Annotated in this window: 19 protein-coding genes; 10 read left to right on the top strand and 9 right to left on the bottom strand. The window is 70.4% G+C overall.

Annotated elements, in window-relative coordinates; genetic code table 11:
• Nucleotides 1-10 precede the first annotated feature (10 nt).
• Complete coding sequence (locus tag RG19_RS16635; protein ID WP_058836246.1) at nt 11-1,345, bottom strand: OmpP1/FadL family transporter; 1,335 nt, start codon at nt 1,343-1,345, stop codon at nt 11-13.
• A gap of 211 nt (nt 1,346-1,556) precedes the next feature.
• Between RG19_RS16635 and RG19_RS16630 the strand changes: the two genes are divergently transcribed.
• The 3 genes from RG19_RS16630 to RG19_RS16620 are packed head-to-tail and all read left to right on the top strand — an operon-like array spanning nt 1,557 to nt 3,133.
• Nucleotides 1,557-2,249 (top strand): rhomboid family intramembrane serine protease, encoded by a 693-nt coding sequence (locus RG19_RS16630; RefSeq protein ID WP_058836245.1) that lies wholly within the window; start codon nt 1,557-1,559, stop codon nt 2,247-2,249.
• 25 nt (nt 2,250-2,274) lie between these two features.
• Entirely contained in the window at nt 2,275-2,595 is a 321-nt protein-coding gene (locus RG19_RS16625; RefSeq protein WP_058836244.1) for a DUF1820 family protein, read from the top strand.
• Between the two features lie 7 nt (nt 2,596-2,602).
• Nucleotides 2,603-3,133 (top strand): hypothetical protein, encoded by a 531-nt coding sequence (locus tag RG19_RS16620; RefSeq protein WP_058836243.1) that lies wholly within the window; start codon nt 2,603-2,605, stop codon nt 3,131-3,133.
• A 170-nt stretch (nt 3,134-3,303) separates the two neighbouring features.
• On the opposite strand, the gene RG19_RS16615 is transcribed toward RG19_RS16620, so the two are convergent.
• From RG19_RS16615 to gpmI, 3 genes are all read right to left on the bottom strand, one after another.
• The gene (locus RG19_RS16615) at nt 3,304-4,686 is read right to left on the bottom strand and encodes a S41 family peptidase (protein ID WP_082672861.1); all 1,383 of its coding nucleotides are present in this window, start codon (nt 4,684-4,686) and stop codon (nt 3,304-3,306) included.
• Between the two features lie 361 nt (nt 4,687-5,047).
• Nucleotides 5,048-6,274 carry a murein hydrolase activator EnvC family protein gene (locus RG19_RS16610; RefSeq protein WP_058836242.1) on the bottom strand — a complete coding sequence of 409 codons (1,227 nt, stop codon included), beginning with the start codon at nt 6,272-6,274 and terminating at the stop codon, nt 5,048-5,050.
• Entirely contained in the window at nt 6,274-7,812 is a 1,539-nt protein-coding gene (gene gpmI, locus RG19_RS16605; protein ID WP_058836241.1) for a 2,3-bisphosphoglycerate-independent phosphoglycerate mutase, read from the bottom strand. The genes RG19_RS16610 and gpmI overlap by 1 nt, the downstream gene beginning before the upstream one ends.
• Before the next feature lie 111 nt (nt 7,813-7,923).
• On the opposite strand from gpmI, the gene RG19_RS16600 reads away from it, so the two are divergent.
• Together RG19_RS16600 and RG19_RS16595 are read left to right on the top strand one after the other, a co-directional pair.
• Nucleotides 7,924-8,652 carry a hypothetical protein gene (locus RG19_RS16600; protein ID WP_058836703.1) on the top strand — a complete coding sequence of 243 codons (729 nt, stop codon included), beginning with the start codon at nt 7,924-7,926 and terminating at the stop codon, nt 8,650-8,652.
• A 346-nt stretch (nt 8,653-8,998) separates the two neighbouring features.
• Nucleotides 8,999-10,708, top strand: coding sequence for a M28 family metallopeptidase (locus RG19_RS16595; protein WP_058836240.1), 1,710 nt, complete (start codon nt 8,999-9,001; stop codon nt 10,706-10,708).
• Between the two features lie 220 nt (nt 10,709-10,928).
• Here RG19_RS16595 and tyrS read toward each other — a convergent pair whose 3' ends face one another.
• Nucleotides 10,929-12,164 carry a tyrosine--tRNA ligase gene (tyrS, locus tag RG19_RS16590; RefSeq protein ID WP_058836239.1) on the bottom strand — a complete coding sequence of 412 codons (1,236 nt, stop codon included), beginning with the start codon at nt 12,162-12,164 and terminating at the stop codon, nt 10,929-10,931.
• A 187-nt stretch (nt 12,165-12,351) separates the two neighbouring features.
• Between tyrS and RG19_RS16585 the strand changes: the two genes are divergently transcribed.
• Both RG19_RS16585 and RG19_RS16580 read left to right on the top strand, forming a co-directional pair.
• Nucleotides 12,352-13,830: a M23 family metallopeptidase gene (locus tag RG19_RS16585; protein ID WP_082672747.1), complete on the top strand. Its 1,479-nt coding sequence runs from the start codon at nt 12,352-12,354 to the stop codon at nt 13,828-13,830.
• 172 nt (nt 13,831-14,002) lie between these two features.
• Complete coding sequence (locus RG19_RS16580; RefSeq protein ID WP_058836238.1) at nt 14,003-15,139, top strand: anhydro-N-acetylmuramic acid kinase; 1,137 nt, start codon at nt 14,003-14,005, stop codon at nt 15,137-15,139.
• Nucleotides 15,140-15,214: 75 nt separating this feature from the next.
• Here RG19_RS16580 and RG19_RS16575 read toward each other — a convergent pair whose 3' ends face one another.
• The 3 genes from RG19_RS16575 to RG19_RS16565 all read right to left on the bottom strand — a co-directional run bounded on the left by RG19_RS16575 (nt 15,215) and on the right by RG19_RS16565 (nt 17,856).
• Nucleotides 15,215-15,490, bottom strand: a complete 276-nt coding sequence (locus RG19_RS16575; RefSeq protein WP_058836237.1) for a hypothetical protein — start codon at nt 15,488-15,490, stop codon at nt 15,215-15,217.
• 123 nt (nt 15,491-15,613) lie between these two features.
• On the bottom strand, nt 15,614-17,038 hold the full coding sequence (locus RG19_RS16570) for an AmpG family muropeptide MFS transporter (protein WP_058836236.1): 1,425 nt from the start codon (nt 17,036-17,038) through the stop codon (nt 15,614-15,616).
• Nucleotides 17,035-17,856, bottom strand: a complete 822-nt coding sequence (locus RG19_RS16565; protein WP_058836235.1) for an exodeoxyribonuclease III — start codon at nt 17,854-17,856, stop codon at nt 17,035-17,037. Before RG19_RS16565 ends, RG19_RS16570 begins: the two co-directional genes overlap by 4 nt.
• Nucleotides 17,857-17,985: 129 nt before the next feature.
• On the opposite strand from RG19_RS16565, the gene pyrE reads away from it, so the two are divergent.
• The 3 genes from pyrE (at nt 17,986) to RG19_RS16550 (ending at nt 21,163) form a co-directional block, all read left to right on the top strand.
• Nucleotides 17,986-18,645, top strand: coding sequence for an orotate phosphoribosyltransferase (pyrE, locus tag RG19_RS16560; protein WP_058836701.1), 660 nt, complete (start codon nt 17,986-17,988; stop codon nt 18,643-18,645).
• 51 nt (nt 18,646-18,696) lie between these two features.
• Nucleotides 18,697-19,350, top strand: coding sequence for a hypothetical protein (locus tag RG19_RS16555; RefSeq protein ID WP_058836234.1), 654 nt, complete (start codon nt 18,697-18,699; stop codon nt 19,348-19,350).
• Between the two features lie 157 nt (nt 19,351-19,507).
• The gene (locus tag RG19_RS16550) at nt 19,508-21,163 is read left to right on the top strand and encodes a mechanosensitive ion channel (RefSeq protein WP_082672746.1); all 1,656 of its coding nucleotides are present in this window, start codon (nt 19,508-19,510) and stop codon (nt 21,161-21,163) included.
• Between the two features lie 81 nt (nt 21,164-21,244).
• Here RG19_RS16550 and RG19_RS16545 read toward each other — a convergent pair whose 3' ends face one another.
• A complete protein-coding gene (locus RG19_RS16545; protein ID WP_082672745.1) occupies nt 21,245-22,225 on the bottom strand; it encodes a DNA ligase in 981 nt (326 codons plus the stop codon).
• Between the last annotated feature and the right edge of the window lie 56 nt (nt 22,226-22,281).

Below are 22,281 nucleotides of genomic sequence, written 5' to 3'. Positions count from 1 at the left end.
CGCGGTGCGATCAGAAGCGGTACTGCGCGGAGACACCGAACAGGTTGGCATCGCCGTCGTAGGGACCGGCCACGGTGCTGCCACCGCTGGTGTAGTCCACGCGCGGGTTGCGGGGCTCGATGCGGGTGTAGGCGAAGTTCATGTCGAACTGGTCGGACACACGCCAGGTGGCACCGACCGAGTAGAACATGCGGTTCGCATCGGGCAGGCGCGGCGTGCGGTGTTCGATGCTGGTCGGAGTCTCGTCGTACGCCACGCCGCCACGCAGGGTCCAGGCGTCGTTGAGCAGGAACTCGGCGCCCAGGGCATAGTAGGACACGTCGTCCCACTCGAACGGCTCGACCGAATCCGGATCGGGGTTGTCGAACTGGATGCGCACTTCGCGCAGCGACGACCAGCCGGTCCGGGCGTAGGTGCCCAGCAGCGCCAGACGCTCGGTGGCCTGCCAGGTCACGCCGACGTTGAGGATCGACGGCGTGGTGAGATCGGCGTAGACACCGCCGTCGTTGAACAGCGGCCGGGTCATCGGGTTCGCGTCCAGGATCGCCCGCACCTGGGTGGGGGTGGTCCACTCGGCGGAACCGGTCAGTTCGTAGTCGATCTCGGAGCGGTAGCTCACGCCGATCGAGAAGTTGTCGGTCGGACGCAGGTGCGCACCGACCAACCAGCCGAAGCCGGTGTCGTCGCCTTCCACGTCGGCGAAGCCGTCGGCGCTCTGCGGCAGGAAGCCCGGCGCACCCTGCTGTGCCAGCAGGCCGCCGAAATCGATCGCACGCGACAGGTTCACGTCGGCCCGCGAGAAGATCAGGCCACCGCCGACCGAGAAGCGGTCGGTGACGTCGAGCGCGGCCGACAGGGTCAGGTCGACGATCTGCACGTCGGAGGTGTGGGCGAGGTAACGGCCCACCCAGTCGTCGTCGTACTCGGTCTTCAGGCCGAACGGCGCGCTGATCATGGCGCCCAGGGCGAGACCGTTGTCGAGCTTGTGCACGACCGAGAGCGCCGGCACCGGGGTGACGTCGCCGGCGTTGCCGCCGTTGCTGCCGGTCAGCGGACGGCCGAGCGGGTCGGTGCCTTCGCCGCGAAATTCGTAGTTGAGGTCGATGACCGTGAGGTCGACCTGCATCGTGGTCCCTTCGAACTGGGTCATCACGGCCGGGTTGTTCGTCACGACCGAGCTGTCGCCGGTCTTGGCGGCGGTGCCGGCGAACGAGCTGCCTTGCGACTTGACGCTGTTTTCCTTGAGCTGGAAACCGGCGGCCGATGCGGTGCCGGCGAATGCCAGCGCGCCGGCGACGCCGAGGGCCAGGGCCGTCAAGGTCAGGGTGCGGGGTTGGGTGGACATGATCTGGAGCGCTCCGATGTGCTGAATTGGGGGTCGCGCCGCTGCGGCCGAGCCTTGTGCCGGCCCGGTCCCGTGCCATCGGAAGCCCCTCCCGACTGCAGCGCGGGCGCACTATACCGTACCGTCGGGTCTGGATTCCCGACGCACTGCGGCATTTGTCCGGCTGGTATCGTGACCATCGTCCGCCCGCTCTCGTGCCCGGTTCCGCCGCATGTTCGTTGCCGTTCCCACCCGCGCAGCCCCGGGGCTGCGCTGGGCGACCCCGTCGCTGGCCTGCCTGCTCGCGCTGGCTTACGTGATCGCGAGCATGCGACCCGATGCGGTGCGCCACGATCTGGTCATGGACTGGGGTGCGCTGAGCGGCGGCCTGGCTCCACCGGAGCTGTGGCGCACCTGGTCGGAATCCGAGCGCTGGCTGCGCCTGCTCACCGCGTTGTTCCTGCACGCCGACTGGACCCACCTGCTCGGCAACCTGGTGTTCCTGCTGATCTTCGGCCTGCCCGCGGAACGGGCGATGGGCGCCTGGCGATTCCTGGTGCTGTTCCTGTTCGGCGGCGCGTTCGCCAACTTCATCGCCGCGCTCGCCATCGGCGCGCCGGACCGTCTGATCATCGGGGCCAGCGGCGCGGTGTCGGCGATCATCGGCGCGTACCTGGCGCTGTTCCCGCGCGCGCGCCTGGGTGTGGTGGTGCCGTTGGGCCTGTTCCTGGAGTTCGTGCGCGCGCCGGCGTCGCTGCTGATCGGGATCTGGGCGCTGCTGCAGGTGGTGTTCGCCTACATCGGCCCGGCCTTCGGTGCGGTGGCGTGGGCGGCGCATGTGGGCGGATTCGTGTTCGGCGTGGCGTTCGCGATCGCCTCGCGCGGCGCCATCACCCGACGCCTGCGCCGGCGCCGCGGCTACTGAGCGGCGCCTTGCCTATAATCGCGGCATGTTCAAGTCGCTCTACAAGGTCAGCTTCCTCAACCTCGGCAAGGTGTACGAGGTCTATGCCCGCCAGGTCGCCAGCGGATCGCTGTGGGGCTTCGTGGAAGTGGCCGACCTGGTGTTCGACGTGCACGACGGCCTGGTGGTGGATCCCACCGAGGAACGGCTGCGCGACGAGTTCGCTCAGCCCCGCGTGCTGCCCCTGCCGATGCAGAGCGTGCTGCGCGTGGAGGAGGTCGAGCGCAAGGGGCAGTCCGCGATCCGCGATGCCGAGTCCGGCGAACGGGTGGTGACACCGTTCCCGTTGCCGGCCAAGCCGCGCTGACCCCGCGATGGCGACGGACCGCGCCCTGACCCTGCTGGCGGCCACGGCGCTGGGACTGTCGCTGGTCGCGTGCGAACGCACGCCGACGCCGACGAGCCTCGACGCGCCAGCGCGGACATCGGGATCGGCCTCCGCCGCGGATGGATTCTCCGTCGAGCTCCAGCTCAGCGAGGCCGCCGCGCGCGTGGTCGCGGGCGAGGGCCCGACGCTGGACGTCGTCGCCGAGTGGTTCGGCTACCCGACCGTCGCCGCCCAACAGCGGCAGGTGCCCGGGACCGAGCAGCCGTGGCTGGAACTGCACCGGGAGACCCGCCCGCTCCGCGAGGCGGGCGAGGTGCGCTTCGGATCGCCCGACATCGCCGCGGACCGGCTGGCATTGATCGAGCAGGGCCGCCCCCACCTGCGGGTCTCGGTGGCCGAGCGCGACGACGGCGCGGACGACGGCGGGGCGCTGCTCGACTGCGGCGCGTTCCAGGGCCGATTGACCGCCGCCTTGCGCGAGGGCGTGACGCTGCATTGCAGTCTCGCCACGGAATAGCCCGCTCGCGCAGGTACTGCGAACGCGGTCGTCTCACACTCCGGTGTCAGCCGCGCGACCACCGGCGCGGGATCCGACCCGACCCAGTCCGTCAGCGCACGGACGCGACCGTTCGTCCGATGCGACCCGATCGAATCCGGCTCGATCGGACTCCGACCCCGCGACCGACCCTATTCGGTCGCGTCTTCGACCGCATCGACCTCGATCGGCGAGCCGCTCTCGTCGTCGCCGGCGTCGCCAGCGCCCTCGACAGGTGCCGACACATCTCGGCCGACAGGCGCAGCCGGGGCCGGAGTCGTCGAAGACCCGGCCGTGGCCGCCGGAGCTCCGGCAGGCCGCTTCAGCTCGGCCAGTGCCGCATCGATCGGCCCGTCGCCTTCGAGCACCGCGCCGGCCGCGTCCCCCGCCATGCCTTCCTCGTCGCCGCGCAGGTGACCGGGCAGCGCGGCCTCGGAGTAGCCGTTACGCCGGGACTGGGCATCCTCGGGCTGCAGCTCCACATCGGGATCGATGCCACGCGCCTGGATCGAGCGGCCGCTCGGCGTGTAGTAACGCGCGGTGGTCAGCTTGACCGAGTCGCCGTTGTCGAGCGGCAGCACCGTCTGCACCGAGCCCTTGCCGAAGGTGCGGCTGCCGACGATGCGCGCGCGGTCGTTGTCGCGCAGCGCGCCGGCGAGGACTTCGGAGGCACTGGCCGAACCGGCATCGACGATCACCACCACCGGCGCACCTTCGAGCAGGTCGCCGGGGGTGGCATTGAACACGGCATCGCTGATCGACAGGCGACCACGGGTGCTGACGATCTGCCCCTGGTCGAGCAGGTCGTCGGCGATCTGCACCGCACCGGTCAGCAGGCCGCCCGGATTGCTGCGCAGGTCCAGCACCAGACCTCGCAGCCGGCCGCCGGCCTCGGCCTGGAGCGCCTTGAGCTGGGTCTGGAACTCGGCCGCGGTCTCGACCTGGAACGCGCTCACCCGGATATAGCCGTACCCCGGCTCGAGCATGCGCGAGCGCACGCTGACCACCCGGATCGTCTGCCGTTCGACAGTGAGTTCCAGCGGCTCCTGTTCGCCTTCGCGCACCACGGTCAGCGCGACCGAAGTGCCCGGCTCGCCGCGCAGCGGGCCCGGCCCTTCGTTGCTCGCCGGGGTCAGCGGGGCGCCATCCACGGCGACGATGAGGTCGCCCGAGCGCAGGCCGGCGCGGGCGGCCGGCGTGTCGTCGATGGGAGCCACGACGCGCAACGCGCCCTCGGGCATCTGCAGGACCTCGACGCCGATGCCGCTGTAGGCGCCGGTGGTGCTCTCGTCGAAGGCTTCGGCATCCTCGTCCTGCAGATAGGCGCTGTGCGGATCCAGGTCGAGCAGCAGGCCGCGGATGGCGGCCTGCATCAGCTCGGCATCGTCGACCGGGTCGACGTACGCCTCGCGCACCGCGTTGTAGACCGATACGTAGCGTTTGATCTCGTCCAGCGGGACGCGTCGCGACGGCCGGGTTCCCGCATCGGGATCGTCGACGGCCGGCACCGCGCGCATCCGTTCGCGCTCGTCCATGTCCGCGGGCGGCGCTTCGGCGGGCGCTTCCACGGCCGGTGGCGGCTCGGCGGGCGGCGGATCGGTCGCGTCCGGCGCGGACGGCACACCCTCGGCCGGCACGTCCTGAGTCGGCACGCCCTGGGTCGGCACGCCCTGGGTCGGCACGTCCTGGGTCGGAAGTGCCTGGGGTGGCGCCTGTTCGAGCGCATCCTGCGCGTGCAGGGGTGCCGACAGCAGACCGGCGATCAGGACCGACAACAGGCGCACGCGCATACGACGACTCTCCAGCGAACAGGGGCCCCGCGGGGGCGGGCCGTTTCGATTATGCACGGCGCCGGTCAACGGCCATGCACTGACGGCCCGGCCGGGCGACCGACATTCAGCGCCTCTGCAGCCAGTTCGACGGATCGATCGGCTTTCCGTCCCGGCGCAGCTCAAAGTACAGCGCCGACTGCCCCTGGCCGCCGGAGTTGCCGACGCTGGCGACGGTATCGCCGCGCTGCACGCGATCGCCGACGTTGGCGAGCACCGCGTCGTTGTGCGCGTACAGGCTCATGTGACTGTTGCCGTGGTCGACGATGACGATGTTGCCGTAGCCGGTCATCCATTCCGCGAACACCACCGTGCCCTCGGCCACCGCCTTCACCGGCGTGCCGGCCGCCGCGCCGATCAGCACGCCCGAACTCGAACGGCCGTCGGGCATCCGCGCGCCGAAGCCGGCCAGCAACGCGCCCGAAACCGGCCAGCTCAGTCCGCCGACCTGCATCGGCGCGCCGCGCGCCACCTGGGCCGGCGCACGCCGTGGCGGGCTGTCGGGTCGGGTGCCCGCACGTTCGCGGGCGGCGGCCTCGCGGGCGGCGCGCTGGCGCTCGGCCTCCGCGCGGCGGGCCGCCTCGCGGAGTTGCGACAACACCTGTTCGAGGCCGCGGGCATCGCGGCCCAGCGCGCGCTCGCGCTCGCGGCGGTCGCCGTAGCGCGCTTCGAGGCCGGCGACGGTCTCCGCACGCGCTTCGCGGTCGGCCTGCAGCTCGGCGCGCTGCGCCTGCTGGGTCTCGCGCGCCTGTTCGAGCGCCGCGGTCCGTTCGCCGATTTCCCGCTCGACGGCATCGAGTTCGGACAGTTCGTCGGTCAACGTGCCGATCCGCTCACCTTGCCGCTGCTGCAGATAACGGTGGTACGCGAGCAGGCGGCCGGCATCGCCAACCCGATCCTGCGCCAGCAGCAGCTTGAGCGCGGCGTGATCGCCGACGGTATAGGCCGCGCGCAGCAGGGCGGCCAGCTCCTCGCGCTGGGTGCCCAACCGCGCCTGCAAGGCGTCGCGTCGCGTACCGAGTTCGGCCAGGGCGGCCTGTTCACGCTCGAGCTCGGCTTCGGTTGCACGCAGCGCACGGGTCGCGGCCGCCACCCGCTCGTCGGCCGCGCGCAGGTCGCGGGTCGCCTCGCCCCGTTCGCCCTCGATCCTGCGCCGATCGCTCGCGACCGCATCGAGCTCGCGCTTGACCTGCTGCAACCTGCGCTCGGTCTCGCGCTGGTTCTGCCCCGCCGCCGGCAGGGCCAGCAACAGCAGCACCGCCAATGCACAGGCGCAGCGGGCAGCGAGGCGCATCAGCCGCGCAGCAGCAACGAGGTGCCGGTCATGTCGGCCGGCGGTGCGATTCGCAGCATGTCGAGCAGGGTCGGGGCCAGGTCGCGCAGCGCGCCGTCGCTGCGCAGCTCGACACCCGGCGCTCCGACGTAGACCAGGCCCACCGGCCCCACGGTATGCGAGGTATGCGGCTGCCCGGTCTCGGGATCGCGCATCATTTCGACGTTGCCGTGGTCGGCGGTCACCAGCAGCTCGCCACCGCGCGCGACCACCGCCTCGACCACCGCGCCGACGGCGCGATCCACCGTCTCCACCGCCTTGATCGCGGCCTGCAGGTCGCCGGTATGGCCGACCATGTCGGGGTTGGCGTAGTTGCAGATGATCGCGTCGAACCGGTCCGATTCGATCGCCTCGACCAGCTTGCGGGTGACTTCCGGCGCGCTCATCTCCGGCTGCAGGTCGTAGGTGGCGACCTTCGGGCTGGGCACCAGGATGCGCTCCTCGCCGTCGAACGGCAGTTCGCGGCCGCCGCTCATGAAGAAGGTCACGTGAGCGTATTTCTCGGTCTCGGCGATGCGCAACTGGCGCAAGCCGTGTGCGGCCAGCACTTCGCCGAGAGTGTTGGGCAGGTTGTCCGGGGCGAACGCCACCGCTGCCGGCAGGGTGGCGTCGTACTCGGTCAGGCAGACGAAGCGCGACAGCGCGGGGCGCCGCGCCTGGAATCCGTCGAACGCCGGCCGCACGAACGCCGCGCTCAGCTGGCGCGCGCGGTCGGCTCGGAAGTTCATGAACACCACCGCGTCGCCATCGGCGATCGGGGCGGCGCCGTCGAGCACGGTCGGCTGCACGAACTCGTCGTTCTCGTCGCGCGCGTAGGCAGCGGCCAGCGCGGCCTGCGCATCGGACGCACGTTCGCCCTCCGCGTCCACCACCGCATCCCAGGCACGACGCACGCGCTCCCAGCGCTTGTCGCGATCCATCGCGAAGTAACGGCCGCCGACGCTGTACACGCGCGCGTTTCCGTACCGGTCGCATTCGGCCTGCAGGCGCTCGAGACTCGGGCCCGCCGAGCGCGGCGGCATGTCGCGCCCGTCGAGGAAGGCGTGCACGGCCACCCGCGGTACGCCGCGGCGTGCGGTGAGCGCCAGCATCGCGAACAGATGCCGCTCGTGACTGTGCACGCCACCGGGCGACAGCAGGCCCAGCAGGTGCAGGGTGCCGCCCGATGCCAGTGCGGCGTCGCAGGCGGCATTGAGTCCGGCGTTGTCGAAAAAGCTGCCGTCTTCGATCGCCGCGTCGATCCGGGTCAGCTCCTGGTAGACCACCCGGCCGGCGCCGATGTTCATGTGGCCGACCTCGGAGTTGCCCATCTGCCCGTCCGGCAGGCCGACGAAGCGGCCTTCGGTATGGACCAGGGTGCGCGGGCCTGCCTCCCAGAGACGGCGCCAGTTCGGCACGTCGGCGAGCGCGATGGCGTTGTCGCGGGGATCCTCGCGGTAGCCCCAGCCATCGAGGATCAGCAGGACCACGGGTTTCGGACGATGCGGGACGTGGGACACGACGTTGGGCCCTGTGACTTCGGACAGGTGCGATTGTAGCGAAGCGCGCGCATCCTAATGGCCAAGCTGGCACCCAGCCGCACCATCCCGTCACGATTCGCGGAGATTCCCATGTCGAGCAACCGTACCCGCCTAGTCCTGGCCCTGGCCTTCGCCCTGTCGGCGCAGGTGGCGCTGGCCCAGGACAACATCAGCAAGGTCAACGGAAGCATCTCGGTCGAGGCCGGACGTCATGTGGGCGATGTCGAGACGGTCAACGGCACGATCCGGATCGCCGACGGCGCGCAGGCGGGCGACGTCGAGACCGTCAACGGCGGCATCAACCTCGGCAGCCGGGTCACCGCCGGCGCGCTGGAAACGGTCAACGGCGGCATCACCCTGGGCGACGATGTCGCCGCGCGCAGCCTGTCGACGGTCAACGGCGCGATCCGCGGCGGTCGCAACACCCAGGTCGAGCGCGCCGTCGAGACGGTGAGCGGCAGCGTCTACCTGGATCGCGGCAGCCGGGTGGGGGCGGGCCTGACCACGGTCAACGGCGGCATCGGCCTGGTCGGCACCACCATCGCCGGCGACGTGGAGACCGTCAGCGGCGACATCACCGTCGGCGCGAACTCGCACGTGCGCGGCGACCTCAGCGTGCGCAAGCCGTCGTCGAACTGGTTCCCCGTGAGCATCAACAAGCGCCGGCCGCGCATCGTCATCGGCCCCAGCGCGACGATCGACGGCGACCTGGTATTCGAGCGCGAAGTCAGCCTGTACGTGCACGAGAGCGCACGCATCGGCCGGGTGACCGGTGCCGAGGCCCAGCGCTACAGCGGCGACCGCGCGCCGCGCGACTGACCGGGCGGAGGCGGCCGGCACCATCGCGGCACCTCACGTCCGGCGTGAACCGGCACCCGGCCGTGCGGCAAACGCACACCCCGACGGAGCGAACTGGAGCGGGCCGACGCCGGTCCGCCGGCAGGGACGGACGCGGCACGCCCCTGGGGCGAGGCGCTGCCCGGCCCCAGCGAGACCCGGACCCAACCTGTCGCCTGCGCAGCGGCGGCAGGCCTCGCGGTGTTGCCTCGCCCGCCGCCGCGAACGGCGACCCGACAGGACGTGCCGCGGCGGCAGCCGGCGTGCCGGATACTCGCCGGATCCGCGCCTGACCTAGAATCGGGGGTTCTTGTCACGGAGATCCCGTATGCACAAACCCCTTCTCATCGGCGGCCTGGCCGCCGCGCTGGCCCTGGCCGGCTGCGGCAGCGACGCCCCCGGAACCGGTGCGCAGGCGCCCGACGCCACCGCCGATGCCGCAGCCGGAAGCGACCACGCGTTCTCGCCGGAGATCACCGCCGACGACTTCGCCGAGCTGACCCGCACCCTGGCGTCGGACGCCTTCGAAGGGCGCGCTCCGGGCTCTCCGGGCGGCGAACGTACGGTGGAATACATCCGTGCCCAGTACGAGCGCATCGGCCTGCAGCCCGGTGGCGAGGACGGCAGCTGGTACCAGACCGTGCCGATGGTCGAAACCACCGCCGCGCCGTCCACGGTGCTGCGCATCGATGGTCCCGACGGTGCCCGCGAGCTCGCCTTCGGCGACGACATGGTGATCGGCACGCGCACCGGCGAGGCGACGGTGAACGTCGCCGACAGCGAACTGGTGTTCGTGGGCTACGGCGTGGATGCCCCGGAGCAGGACTGGAACGACTACGACGGCCTCGATGTCGAGGGCAAGACCGTCGTCATCCTGGTCAACGATCCGGGCTTCCACGCGCAGGATGCCGAGCTGTTCGGCGGCGAGCGCATGACCTACTACGGCCGCTGGACCTACAAGTTCGAGGAAGCCGCGCGCAAGGGCGCGACCGCCGCGCTGATCGTGCACGACACACCCGGTGCGTCGTACGGCTGGGACGTGGTGCGCAACTCCTGGTCGGGCGCCCAGTTCGACCTGCGCGCCGAGGACGATCCGGCGCCGCGGCTTCCGGCACAGGGCTGGATCTCGGGCGAGGTCGCCCGCGACCTGTTCCAGGCCGCGGGCCTCGATCTCGACGAACAGATCGCCGCCGCCAACCGCCGCGGCTTCCGCGCGGTCCCGCTGGACGCCAAGGTGTCGTTCGACCTCACCAGCACGATCACCGAGGGCGAGTCACGCAATGTGATCGGCGTGCTGCCCGGCAGCGGCGATGCCGCCGACGAGGCGGTCGTCTACATGGGTCACTGGGATCATCTGGGCAAGCATGAAGGCCCGGACGGCGAGGACCTGATCTACAACGGCGCGGTCGACAATGCCACCGGCATCGCCGGCATCATCGAGATCGCCGAGCGTTTCGCCACCACCGAGCCGGCACCGCAGCGCTCGCTGGTGTTCCTGGCGGTGACGCTGGAGGAATCGGGCCTGCTGGGATCGCAGTACTACGTCGCCCACCCGACCTTCCCGCTGGCCAAGATCGTCGGCGCGATCAACCTCGACGCGATGAGCGTGGCCGGTCCGGCGCGCGATTTCGTGGTCACCGGCATGGGCAACTCGGAGCTGGAGGACCTGCTCAAGACCCAGGCCGACGCGCAGGACCGCGTGCTGGTGGAGGAAGGCAACCCGGCCGGCGGTTTCTACTTCCGCTCCGACCACTTCAACTTCGCCAAGGCCGGCGTGCCGGCGCTGTACGCCAAGGGCGGCAACGACCTCGTCGATGGCGGCCCCGCCGCCGGCGAGCGCGCCACCCAGGCCTACGCCGCGGTCTACCACCAGCCCGGCGACGAGTTCGACGAAAACTGGAACTTCGACGGCGTGGTGCAGGACCTCGAAGCGCTGTACGGCGTCGGCCGCGCCCTGGCCGACGACCCGCAGCTGTGGCCGAACTGGTACGAAGGCAATCCCTTCAAGGCCGAGCGCGACGCGATGCTGGCGCAGTAAGCAGCCGCGTATGGCGACACACGAGAGCGGCGCCCGAGGGCGCCGCTTTTTCTTCGCGTGATGGAAGTGGACGGCCGACCATTGGCGAGCGCATCGGCGCGCGCTTAGCGCCTGACGCATGGGTCCGTTTCCGCGTACGGCACCCCGCCCCGCCTCGAAGTGCCGACACCGACCTCCAAACGACGGGGACCCGCTCCACAGCGCGGCCCCGTCAGGTCGCTCACCTTACCAACCGCACCCGCGCGAAGTTGCGCTTGCCCACCTGCAACACACCCTCGAAACCGGGCGTCAGGGTCAGACCGGCGTCCTCCACCACCGCACCGTCCACCTTCACCGCGCGCTCCTTGAGCTTGCGGTTGGCCTCGGAATTGCTGGGCGTGACACCGGCGGCGGTCAACAACGCGGCGATGCGCAGCCCTTCGACGGGCACCTGCACGTCCTGCAGTGGCAGCAACGAGGTGTCGCCCTGGCCGGTCACCGCCGCATGCCAGCCGGCGATCGCGGTCTCGGCGGCGGCGGCATCGTGGAAACGCGTCGCGAGCTCGCGCGCAAGGCGCAGTTTCACGTCGCGGGGATTGAGCGTGCCGCCCTCGACCTCGGCGCGCAGCGCGCGGGCTTCTTCGATACCGATGTCGACGCTGAGCAACTCGATCCAATCCCACATCAATGCGTCGCCGATCTTCATCGCCTTGTTGACGATGTCGATCGCCGGCTCGGTGACCCCGATGTAGTTGCCCAGCGACTTCGACATCTTGTTGACGCCGTCCAGGCCGACCAGCAACGGCATCGTCAACACGATCTGGGGCTTCTGGCCGTAATGCTCCTGCAGGCCGCGGCCCATCAGCAGGTTGAATTTCTGGTCGGTACCGCCGAGTTCGACATCGGCTTCCAGCGCGACCGAATCGTAGCCCTGCACCAGCGGATACAGGAACTCGTGGATCGCGATCGGCTGCTGGCCGCCGTAACGCTTGGCGAAATCGTCGCGTTCGAGCATGCGCGCCACGGTGTGCTGCGCGGCCAGGCGGATCATGTCCGCAGCGCCCATTTCGCCGAACCATTCCGAATTGAAACGGACCTCGGTGCGCTCGCGGTCGAGCACCTTGAACACCTGCTCTTCGTACGTGCGGGCATTGGCCAGCACGTCGTCGCGGGTGAGGGGCTTGCGGGTCGCGCTCTTGCCCGACGGGTCGCCGATCATGCCGGTGAAGTCGCCGATCAGAAAGATCACCTGATGACCGAGGTCCTGGAACTGACGCAACTTGTTGAGCAGCACCGTGTGCCCAAGGTGCAGATCGGGCGCGGTCGGGTCGAAACCCGCCTTGATCCGCAGCGGTCGGCCCGACTGCAGGCGCGCGACCAGTTCGTCGCGCTTGAGCAGCTCGTCGGCGCCGCGGGCGATGAGATCGAATGCGGCCTGCTGGTCAGGGGAGAGGGCTGGGGAAGGAGCGTCGGACACGGCGGTTCTCGGGTTCAATGGCGACAACGGTGGAACTGAATGTGAGGATGGCTCGAAATTGAAGTTAAATGCATGTTAATGCCCGTATTTGCCCGAAAATCCTGTTGGCTCAAGCATTTGACGCATCGACTTCACGTCTTTATGTTACCCCGCTGACGCAGTATTCACGCCAGCCACGGACTTGCCGATGACGTCTCCAGACCCCGCGTTCGACCCGGAACGCAACCGACTCATCCGCCTCGCCAACCTGCGCGCCGTGGCGCTTCGCGCGACCCAGCTCTCGCAACAGCTTCCCAATCTTCTCGACGGCGACCGCAGCGGCGGCCGCTGGACGCGGCGTCACTGGGCCCAGGCCAGCATTCTCGCCAGCCTGGGCGCCCTGGTCGTCGCCCTGGTCCCGGGCTTCTCCAACGCGCTGCAGACCGGCGACGACGCCCACCCCGCCCTGACCACGATGTCACTGGCGCTGCCACCGGCGCAGGCCAAGCCGCTGGCGGCCGCGGCCCAGCGCACCTGGTACACCGTAGCGGTCCAGCCCGGCGAGACGCTCGGCGCGATCTTCGAGGCCCAGGGCCTGTCGAGCGCCACCCTGCATCGAGTGATCGCCACCGATGCGGTACGCGACATGCTCTCGCGCCTGCGTCCGGGTGCCGAGCTCGGCTTCGACATCGACGACGACGGCGCCCTGCGCGGTTTCCGCTTCGACCGTGGCGCCACCGAGCGCGTCCAACTGTCGCTGGCCGGCGACGAGATCAGCACCCGGGTGATCGAGCGCCCGGTCGACCGCCAGACCCGCGTCATCACCGGCGAGATCACCAATTCGCTGTACGGCTCGGCCAGTCAGGCCGGGCTGTCGCCCAAGGTCATCCACACGATGACCGACAGCATCTTCCAGTACGACATCGACTTCTCCCGCGAGATCCAGCCCGGCGACCGCTACAGCGTGGTCGTCGAGGAGCTGTGGCGCGAGGGCGAGCGCATCGGCACCGGCGAGGTGCTGGCCGCCACCTTCACAACGGGCGGCAAGACCTACTCCGGCTTCCGCTTCGAGCGCGACGGCAAGGCGGCCGAGTACTTCACCGCCGACGGTCGTCCGTTGAAGAAGAGCTTCCTGCGCACGCCGGTCGAGTTCTCGCGCCTGAGCTCGAACTTCGGCAACCGCCGCCACCCGGTGCTGGGCACCATGCGCATGCACAAGGGCGTGGATTACGCCGCGCGCACAGGCACCCCGATCATGGCCGCGGGCGATGCGCGCGTGCAGTTCAAGGGCTGGCAGCGCGGCTACGGCAACACCGTCATCCTCGACCACGGCCGCGGCTACACCACGCTGTACGCGCACATGTCCCGGTTCGGCGACATCCGTCAGGGCCAGCGCGTACCGCAGGGCCGGGTGATCGGCTACATCGGCGCCACCGGTCTGGCGACCGGGCCGCACCTGCATTACGAATTCCGCGTCAACGGCGCGCACCGCAATCCGCTGACCCAGACCATGCCGCCGCCGGAACCGCTCAAGGGCGCCGAGCTGGCCGCGTTCCAGGCCCACGTGGCACCGGCACTGGCCCGCATCCAGCAGGCCGAGGCCGATGTCCGCTACGCCCAGGGCGAAGTCGGCGACCGCGACCGCAGCGTCGCGTCCGCCACCCGCGGCAACGGCCGCGCCGGCTGATGACCGCAGCGCCGGCGGGCTCGACCGCCGGCATCCGAAGCGCGACCGGTCGACCGAGTACGGGGAACGGGACCGCCCGGGCCATTCTTCCCGCGCCGGCCGTCCTCTACATTCTCGGCGTGCGCATCGTCTCCGGTGTCCGCATGACCACTGCCCGCCGCGCACCGTCGCCATGACCGCCTCCGTCCTTGCGCGGCTCGATCCGGACGCGCCGGCGTTGTTCATGGGCCTGATCTCCGGCACCAGCGCCGACGCGATCGACGTCGCCATCGTCGAGTTCGCCGACGCGCGGCCGCCGCGCCTCCGCTTCGGAGGCGATTACCGCTGGGACGACACCCTGCGAGCGAGGCTCGTGGCGCTCGGCCAGCAGGCCCAGGCCGTCACTCTCGACGAGATCGGCGAGCTCGACGTGCGGATCGCGCGCGCGTTCGCCGACGCGGCGATCGCTGCGCTGGCCGACGCCGGCCTGGCACCCGCCGCGATCACCGCGATCGGATCGCACGGCCAGACCCTGCGCCATCGCCCGAACGGCACCGCGCCGTACACGCTCCAGCTCGGCGATCCGTCCACGCTGGCCGAGCGTACCGGCATCGTCACCGTCGCGGATTTTCGCCGACGCGATGTCGCCGCAGGCGGCCATGGCGCACCGCTGTTGCCGGCACTGCACGCCGCCCTTCTGGCCGATCCGGCCGAAACCCGCGCCGTGCTCAATCTGGGCGGCATCGCGAACCTGACCCTGCTGCCGCCGGACGGCCCGGTCCGTGGCCTGGATACCGGCCCCGCCAACGGCCTGATGGACGCCTGGTGTCGACGCCACACCGGCGCGGCCTACGACGACGGCGGCGCGCTCGCCGCGCAAGGACTGGTGGACGCGTCCCTGCTCCAGCGGCTGCTGGCCGACCCGTGGTTCGCCGAGCCTCCGCCGAAATCGACCGGCCGCGACCAGTTCCACCTCGACTGGCTCGACACACGGCTCGCGGGGACCGAAACGGTCGCCGACGTGCAGGCCACCCTGCTGGCGCTGACGGCGCGGACGGTCGCCGATGCCCTGCGCGCGGCGCAGCCCGACGCCGGGCGGGTGATCGCCTGCGGCGGCGGCGTGCGCAACCCGGTGCTCATGGCGGCGCTGGCGGACGCGACCGGGCTACCGGTCGACAGCAGCGCGCGGTTCGGGGTCGACCCCGACCAGATGGAAGCGATGGGCTTCGCCTGGCTCGCCCGACAGACCCTGCTCGGGCGCCCCGGCAACCTGCCCTCGGTGACCGGCGCCGCCGGTCCGCGCGTGCTGGGGGGGATCTATCCCGCCTGACCACGCCGCCGCCATGGATGCGTCCGAAGGCGTGCGGAGCCGGTGCCGGGCTGCCGGCCCCCACAAGACAGGCCGTCAGCCTTGGGGCGCGCCGGCCGCCTGCCCGTCGGCACGACCGATCATCGCGAAACCCGGATCGTCCGGCACCGCCTGCAGGGCGTGCAGCGCCGCCTGCAGGGCGTCGGCTTCGCCACCTTCCAGATGCATGGTGCCCTCGCCTTCGTGCACGTGCAGGCCCTGCTCGATCAGATTCACCAGTGCGACCGGGAGTTCCCAGCCGGCACGCGCGGCCACGCGGCGAATCCGCTCCAGCAGCACATCGTCCACATCCCTGAGCACGATATCGGTCACCGGCAACCACTCCTCATCCTGTAGGCGAACGCTAAGCTGACACGCTGCGCCCGGGCCGGCAAGATGGGGCCGACCCGGACCGGGTGCGATTCACCGCGAGCGCCGACGACCGCCGCAGCACGGTCAGGCCGACGATCGCACGCCGTCACCGCCGGCGTCGCTGGCCCCGGACGGCGACGTCGCCGGACCGTGCGGTCCCCGACGCTCCCGGACGATCAGGTAGATGCACAGCAGCACGGCGGGCACGCCGATCGCGGTGACGTAGACGAAGTAGTGGAACCAGCCCACGGCATCGACCACCTGGCCGCTGAAGCCGCCGATGAACTTGCCCGGCAGCGTCATCAACGAGCTGAACAAGGCGTACTGGGTGGCGGTGTACGCCGTCGACGTCAGGCTCGACAGCCAGGCGATGAACACCGCCATCGCCAGCCCGGCGAAGAAGTTGTCGCCGCTGATGGTGATCACCAGCATCCACGGCTCCGCACCCACCACCGCCATCATCGCGAACAGCAGGTTGGTGACCGCCGACAGCACCGCGCCGACCAGCAGCATCCGCAACAGGCCGTAGCGCACCGTCAGCACGCCGCCGATCAGCCCGCCCAGGATCGTCATCACGATGCCGTAGATGCCCGAGATGTTGGCGATCTGCGCCTTGGTGAAGCCGAGATCCAGATAGAACGGATTGGCCATCGCGCCCATGGAAATGTCGCTGATGCGGAAACTGCCCACCAGCAGCAGCACCACCAGCGAATGCAGCCCGTAGCGGCGGAAGAAATCCACGAACGGGCTGACCACCGAGCCGATCAACCAGGCCACGCTCATGCGCAGCGGCCGCGGCAGGTGCGCATTGCGCGCCAGGTAATCCTGCGCGCCCTGCTCCAGGAATGCGGCGTCCGACCGGCGCACGACCTCGGGTTCGCGACTGAGCAGGGTCGCCAGCACGCCGGCCCCCATCAGCGCTGCCATCACCAGATACACCTGGCTCCAGTCCATGCGCACGGCCATGTGCAGCGCGCCGGCGCCAGCCACCAGCAAGGCCATCCGGTAGCCGAACACATAGGTGGCCGACATCGCCGCCTGCTCCTGCGGCGGCGCGGCCTCGATGCGCCAGGCGTCCACCGCGATGTCCTGTGTGGCCGAGCCGAACGCCACCAGCAGCGCGAACAACGCCAGCCGCACGAGATCCTGCAACGGGTCCGTCATGGCCATGCCCGCGAGGCCGGCGATGATCACCGACTGCGCCAGCAGGATCCAGCTGCGCCGCTGGCCCAGCCAGCGCCCGAGCCCGGGCAGCGCCACCCGGTCGACCACCGGCGCCCAGAACACCTTGATCGAATAGGTGATGCCGACCCAGGTGAAGAAACCGATCGCGCCGCGGGTCACGCCGGCTTCGGTCAGCCACGCGGTGAGCGTGCTGAACACCAGCAGGAACGGCAGCCCGGCGGCGAAGCCGAGCGCGAACATCGAGGCGATCCGCGGCTTGCCGTAGGTGGCCAGCGCGCGTGTCCAGCGCGACGACGTGACCGCCTGCGCCGGGACCTGGCTCATCCGCGGGCGTCCACGTCGCGGTAGTCGACCGTGTACGGCGCATGGTCGGAGAAGCGCGGCTCGCGCAGGATCGAGCAGCCGCTCAGGCGCTCGGCCAGCGACGGCGTGCACAGCTGGTAATCCAGCCGCCAGCCCACGTCGTTGGCGCGCGCGGCGCCGCGGTTGCTCCACCAGGTGTATTCGATCGCGTCGGGCTTGAGCGCGCGGAAGGTGTCGACCCAGCCACTGCCGACCTGGGGCTGCGGCGAACCATCGCCGCAGGCGTCGCCGATCATGCCGTTGAGCCAGGCGCGCTCGGGTGGGAGGCAGCCGGAATTCTTCTGGTTGCTGCTCCAGTTCCTGATGTCGTTGCGCGCGCGCACGATGTTCCAGTCGCCGCACAGCACGTAGTCGCGGCCGCTGGCCAGCCAGGTGTCGAGGATGGGCCTGAGCCAGTCCATCATCTCGAACTTGAAGCCTTGCCGGATCTCGCCCGAAGAGCCGGACGGGATGTAGAACGACACCACGCTGAGGTTGCCGAAGCGCGCTTCGAGATAGCGGCCCTCGTCGTCGAACGGCGCCCAGCCCAGCGCGGTGCGCAGCTCGTCGGGCTCGCGACGGCTGTAGATCGCCACGCCGCTGTAGCCCTTCTTGGTGGTCGCGTCGCGGAAGGCCACGTGATAGCCCGGCGGCCGGAACGCCTCGCCCGACAACTGGTGCTCCTGCGCCTTGGTCTCCTGCACGCAGAGGATGTCGGCATCGTGGCCGGCGAACCAGTCGAAGAAGCCCTTGTTGGCTGCCGAGCGCAGGCCGTTGGCGTTGAAGCTGACGATTCTCATCCCGTGGATCCCTTGCGCTACGTCGTGCGGTGCGGTCCCGCGTGGCGGGAGCGGCGCTAGCGTAACGGATTCGCCGCTGCCGCTGGCCAACCGCGCCCGACCGCGGTGCGCGCATGGGAGAATGCCGGCATGACCGACCATCGCACCCGCTTCCTCCAGCTCGCGCTCGAGGCCGACGCCCTGCGTTTCGGCGACTTCACTCTGAAGTCCGGCCGCGTAAGCCCCTATTTCTTCAACGCCGGTCGCTTCGACAGCGGCAGCGCACTGGCGGGGCTGGCCCGCTGCTATGCCGACGCGATCGAAGCCGCCGGACTGGAGTTCGACCTGCTGTTCGGCCCGGCCTACAAGGGCATTCCGCTGGCGACCGCACTCGCTTGCGAGTTCGCCGCACGCGGCCGCGATCTGCCGGTCGCGTTCAACCGCAAGGAAGCCAAGGCGCACGGCGAGGGTGGCATGCTGATCGGTGCGGCGCTGGCCGACCGGCGCGTGCTGATCGTCGACGACGTGATCACCGCCGGCACCGCGATCCGCGAAGCCCTCGGGTTGATCGCCGAGGCGGGGGGCACGATCAGCGGCATCGCGATCGCACTCGACCGGCAGGAAATCGTCGACGAGCAGGCCACACCGCGACGCTCCGCCGCCCAGGCCGTGGCCTGGGCGCACCGGGTGCCGGTGGTCGCGGTGGCGACGCTCGGCGATCTGCTTGCGTTCGCCGCGCAAAACGCGACACTGTCGGGAGAGCGCGAACGGCTGGCGGCCTATCGCGCGCGATACGGCAGCGACGACTGAAGCGCGTGCGCCGCATCGGACGACGTGGCTGACCGACCCGGGGGCGGAGCGATGAACAGGACAGGCGTGTGGGTGGGCAGTCTGGCCGTGCTGGGTGCGTTCGCGCTCGCTGCACCGGCCGAAGCGCAGCGCGGCAAATCAGCCGCCAGCGACCGCCGCGTCTATTGCTGGGAAGAGGACGGCCACAAGATCTGCGGCGATGCACTGCCTGCATCCGCGGTCGACGCGGCGCGCACCGAATTCAGCTCGCGCACGGGACTGGCACGGGAGCGGGTCGGACGTGCGCTGTCGAGCGAGGAGCGCGCGGCGGCCGGGCAGGCCGCACGCGAGGCTGCGCAGGACGCCGAAGCCGAGACCGTGCGGCGGCGCCGCGATCTGGCGATGGTGGAGTCGTACGCCACCGAGGCCGATCTCGAACGCGCCTACGGCGACCGCATCACCCTGATCGACGAATCCATCAAGACCTCGCAGATGGGCGTAGGCAACCTGCGCGCCAGCCTGGTGGCGTTGCTGCGCCAGGCAGCCGACATGGAACTCAGCGAGCAGCCCGTGCGCAAGCGGCTGGCCGACGACATCCGCAGCCAGCACGGCGATCTTCTCCGGCAGCAGGCGATTCTGGCGCAGCAGCTCGAGGAGCGGACCCACCTCGACGAAGACCTGCGCGACGCGCTGGGCCGCTACCGCGACTTCAAGCGCGTCGACTGAACACGCCGCGCATCCCGTCGGATGCACAGCATTCACCTTCAGCCCACAGCCGGTATCGGTAGGGTGGGTGTGGCCGACTTTCGTTCGATACGGCATCCCGCGCGTTCGCCCCGTGGGTGTTCGCTTCACTGTTGGAACCATCCCCCGGAGGACCGCCATGGACCCTATGCCACTTGGCCGCCAGCTCGAACTGAGCCTGGGCCAATACCTGCCGAGCGTGCTCGGCGCCGTACTCATTCTCGTCGTGGGTTTGCTGCTCGCGCTGTTCGTGCGCGGACTGATCCGCGGGGGCCTGGCGCGGCTCCGCCTCAATGAACGCGTGGGTACGCAGACGCAGGCTCAGGTGGATGTGGTCAAGGTGGCCGCGTCGCTCGGATTCTGGTTCATCATCCTGTTGACGCTGATCGGCGTCTTCAGCGTCCTGAGGATCGACGGCATCTCCGGCCCGTTCTCGGCGCTGGTGGCCGAGGTCATGTTGTACCTGCCCCGCATCGTGCTGGCGGCCGCACTGGCGCTCGTCGCCTGGGTGGTGGCGACCATGCTGCGCGCGGCCGTCAACCGGCTGATGGCGGCCGGGCGATGGGACGAGAAGCTGTCCGACTCGGCCGGGGTGCGTCCGCTGTCGTCGGTGCTCGGCAATGTCGTGTACTGGCTGGTGCTGCTGCTGTTCCTGCCGGCCATCGTCGGCGCGCTGCACATCCAGGGCCTGATGCAGCCGCTCAACGCGATGACCGGACAGTTCCTGGGCGCGTTGCCGAACCTGTTCGCAGCGGTGGTCATCGGCGTGGTCGGTTGGCTGATCGCCAAGGTGCTGCGTGGGCTGGTGACCAACCTGCTCGCCGCCGCCGGCGTGGACCGCTTCAGCGACCGGGCGCATGTCACCGAAGGTGTGAAGCTGTCGCAGCTCGGCGGGACGCTGGTGTTCATCCTGGTCATCGTGCCGACCCTGATCGCCGCGCTCGACGCGCTGGCGATCGAGGCCATCTCCGCGCCGGCCAGCGAGATGCTCGCGCTGTTCCTGGCCGCGATTCCGAACATCCTCGCCGCGGCGGTCATCCTGCTGGTGGCCTGGTATCTGGGTCGCTTCGTGTCGGGCCTGATCACCCGCCTGCTGCAGAACCTCGGCGCCGATCGCCTGCCCGCCCGCCTGGGCCTTGCGCATCTGGTCCCGGCGGGAACCGGCGTCGATGCCGGCACCGCGGCACCGCGTCCGGCGCCGGCCGCGCAGCATGTCGACCACGTGGCCGCGGACATCGACACCCCGGTCGATCCGCTGGTCACTCCCCATGCGCCCGCGACTGAAGCCGGCGGTGGTCTCTCGGTCTTCGTCGGCCGGCTCGCGCTGTTCTTCATCATGCTGTTCGCCACCGTCGAGGCCGCGCACCGCCTGGGCTTCGCCGGGGTCCGCGACCTGCTGGCGACGTTCATCGCATTCGGCGGCGACATCCTGCTGGGCGTGGTGATCCTGGCCATCGGTTACTGGCTGGCGGATCTGGCCGCACGTGCCATCCAGCGCGCCAACCCGGACGGCCGCGTGGGTCTGTCGCGGATCGCGCGCGTCGCGATCCTGGGCCTGGTGATCGCGATGGGCCTGCGTGCGATGGGCATCGCCGACGACATCGTCAACCTCGCGTTCGGCCTGGTGCTCGGCGCTGTAGCGATCGCGGCCGCATTGGCCTTCGGCCTGGGCGGCCGCACGGCGGCCGGCAAGGTCACCGAACGCTGGGCGGACGAGTATCTGGCACGCCGTCGCGGCACGTCGGGCAGCAGCACCCCGGGCAGCAGCAATGACGATGCCAATCCCCCACGCTGATTCATCCTCGTGAGATGAGCCGCAAAGGGCCCCACTCCCCGAGTGGGGCCCTTTTTCTTCCAGGCCCCGCAGCGTGACCGGTCAGGGCGGCGCATCCCGTGCGGTCGCGTCATCGCGTATCCGCAGGAAGCGCGCGAACCGCGGCAGGCCGGTCGAGGTCAATCCGGAATAGCCGAACGTCACCGTGGCGCCCACTGCGGGCGGATCCATCCGCTGGGCATCGCTGAGACCGCTGCCCAACCGGATCAGCCGCTCGTCGGGCAGCGCGACCAGCAGTGCGCCGACGCGCCCGGTGTGCCGCCCCTGGCCGGGCAGATGCGCCACCACCCGTGCTTCGGCATCCTCGAAGGGCTTGTACTTGAGCAGCAGCGGACTGCGCCCGTCGCGGTACGGCGCATCCCGATGGTGCAGCACCAGGCCTTCGGCTCCGGCCTCCACCAGCGCGCGAAAGTGCGCGTCCAGGGCGTCGCGATCACCGAACCGGCGCTGGCGCACCGGCCGCAGCCAGGCGATCGCCTGTGCGTCCAGCAGGCGCCGCATGCGTGCGATCCGCGCTTCGAATCCCGCGGCCTCGGCCGGCAGATCGAATACCAGGAAACGCACCGCGCCCCACGCGTCGTCGGTGCCGCCGTGACGCGCGAGCACGCTGACCTCGTCGAATCGCCTGCGCCCGATCCACAGTTCGCCATCCATGGGGACGGGCGGCCAGCCCTGCGTGAACCAGGTGGGCGCCATCACCGGCAGGCCGCCTCGCGTCCACAGGGTGCGCCCGTCCCATCGCGCGCGCACGCCGTCGAGTTTCTCGCTGACCCAGTACGCGCCGATATCGGCGAGGTCGCCGGCGTAGTGGCTGGCGAGCATCATGCCGCGTGGTGGCGGCGACGGCGGTGGCGATGGCGTCCGGATGCCCGCCGATGCAGGCGTCGCGACCGCATCGCGACCGGTGGCTGGGGCTGCCCCGGAAGGGGGGCTGGCGATCGCGCCGACCGGGGCCAGCAGGCCGGCCGCGATCAGCAAAGGAACGCCGAGCGTCGTGCCCGGCCGAGGACCGTCCCTGGTCATTGTTGCGTGCTCCATGTGCGGAGCCGTCAGCTTGCCGCGAACGTCGCATTCGCGGC

Source organism: Luteimonas abyssi (assembly GCF_001482195.1).
GTDB classification, from domain to species: Bacteria; Pseudomonadota; Gammaproteobacteria; order Xanthomonadales; family Xanthomonadaceae; genus Luteimonas; species Luteimonas abyssi.
The sequence above is the reverse complement of the archived record's forward strand: the minus strand, read 5'-3'. Positions and strand labels throughout refer to the sequence as shown.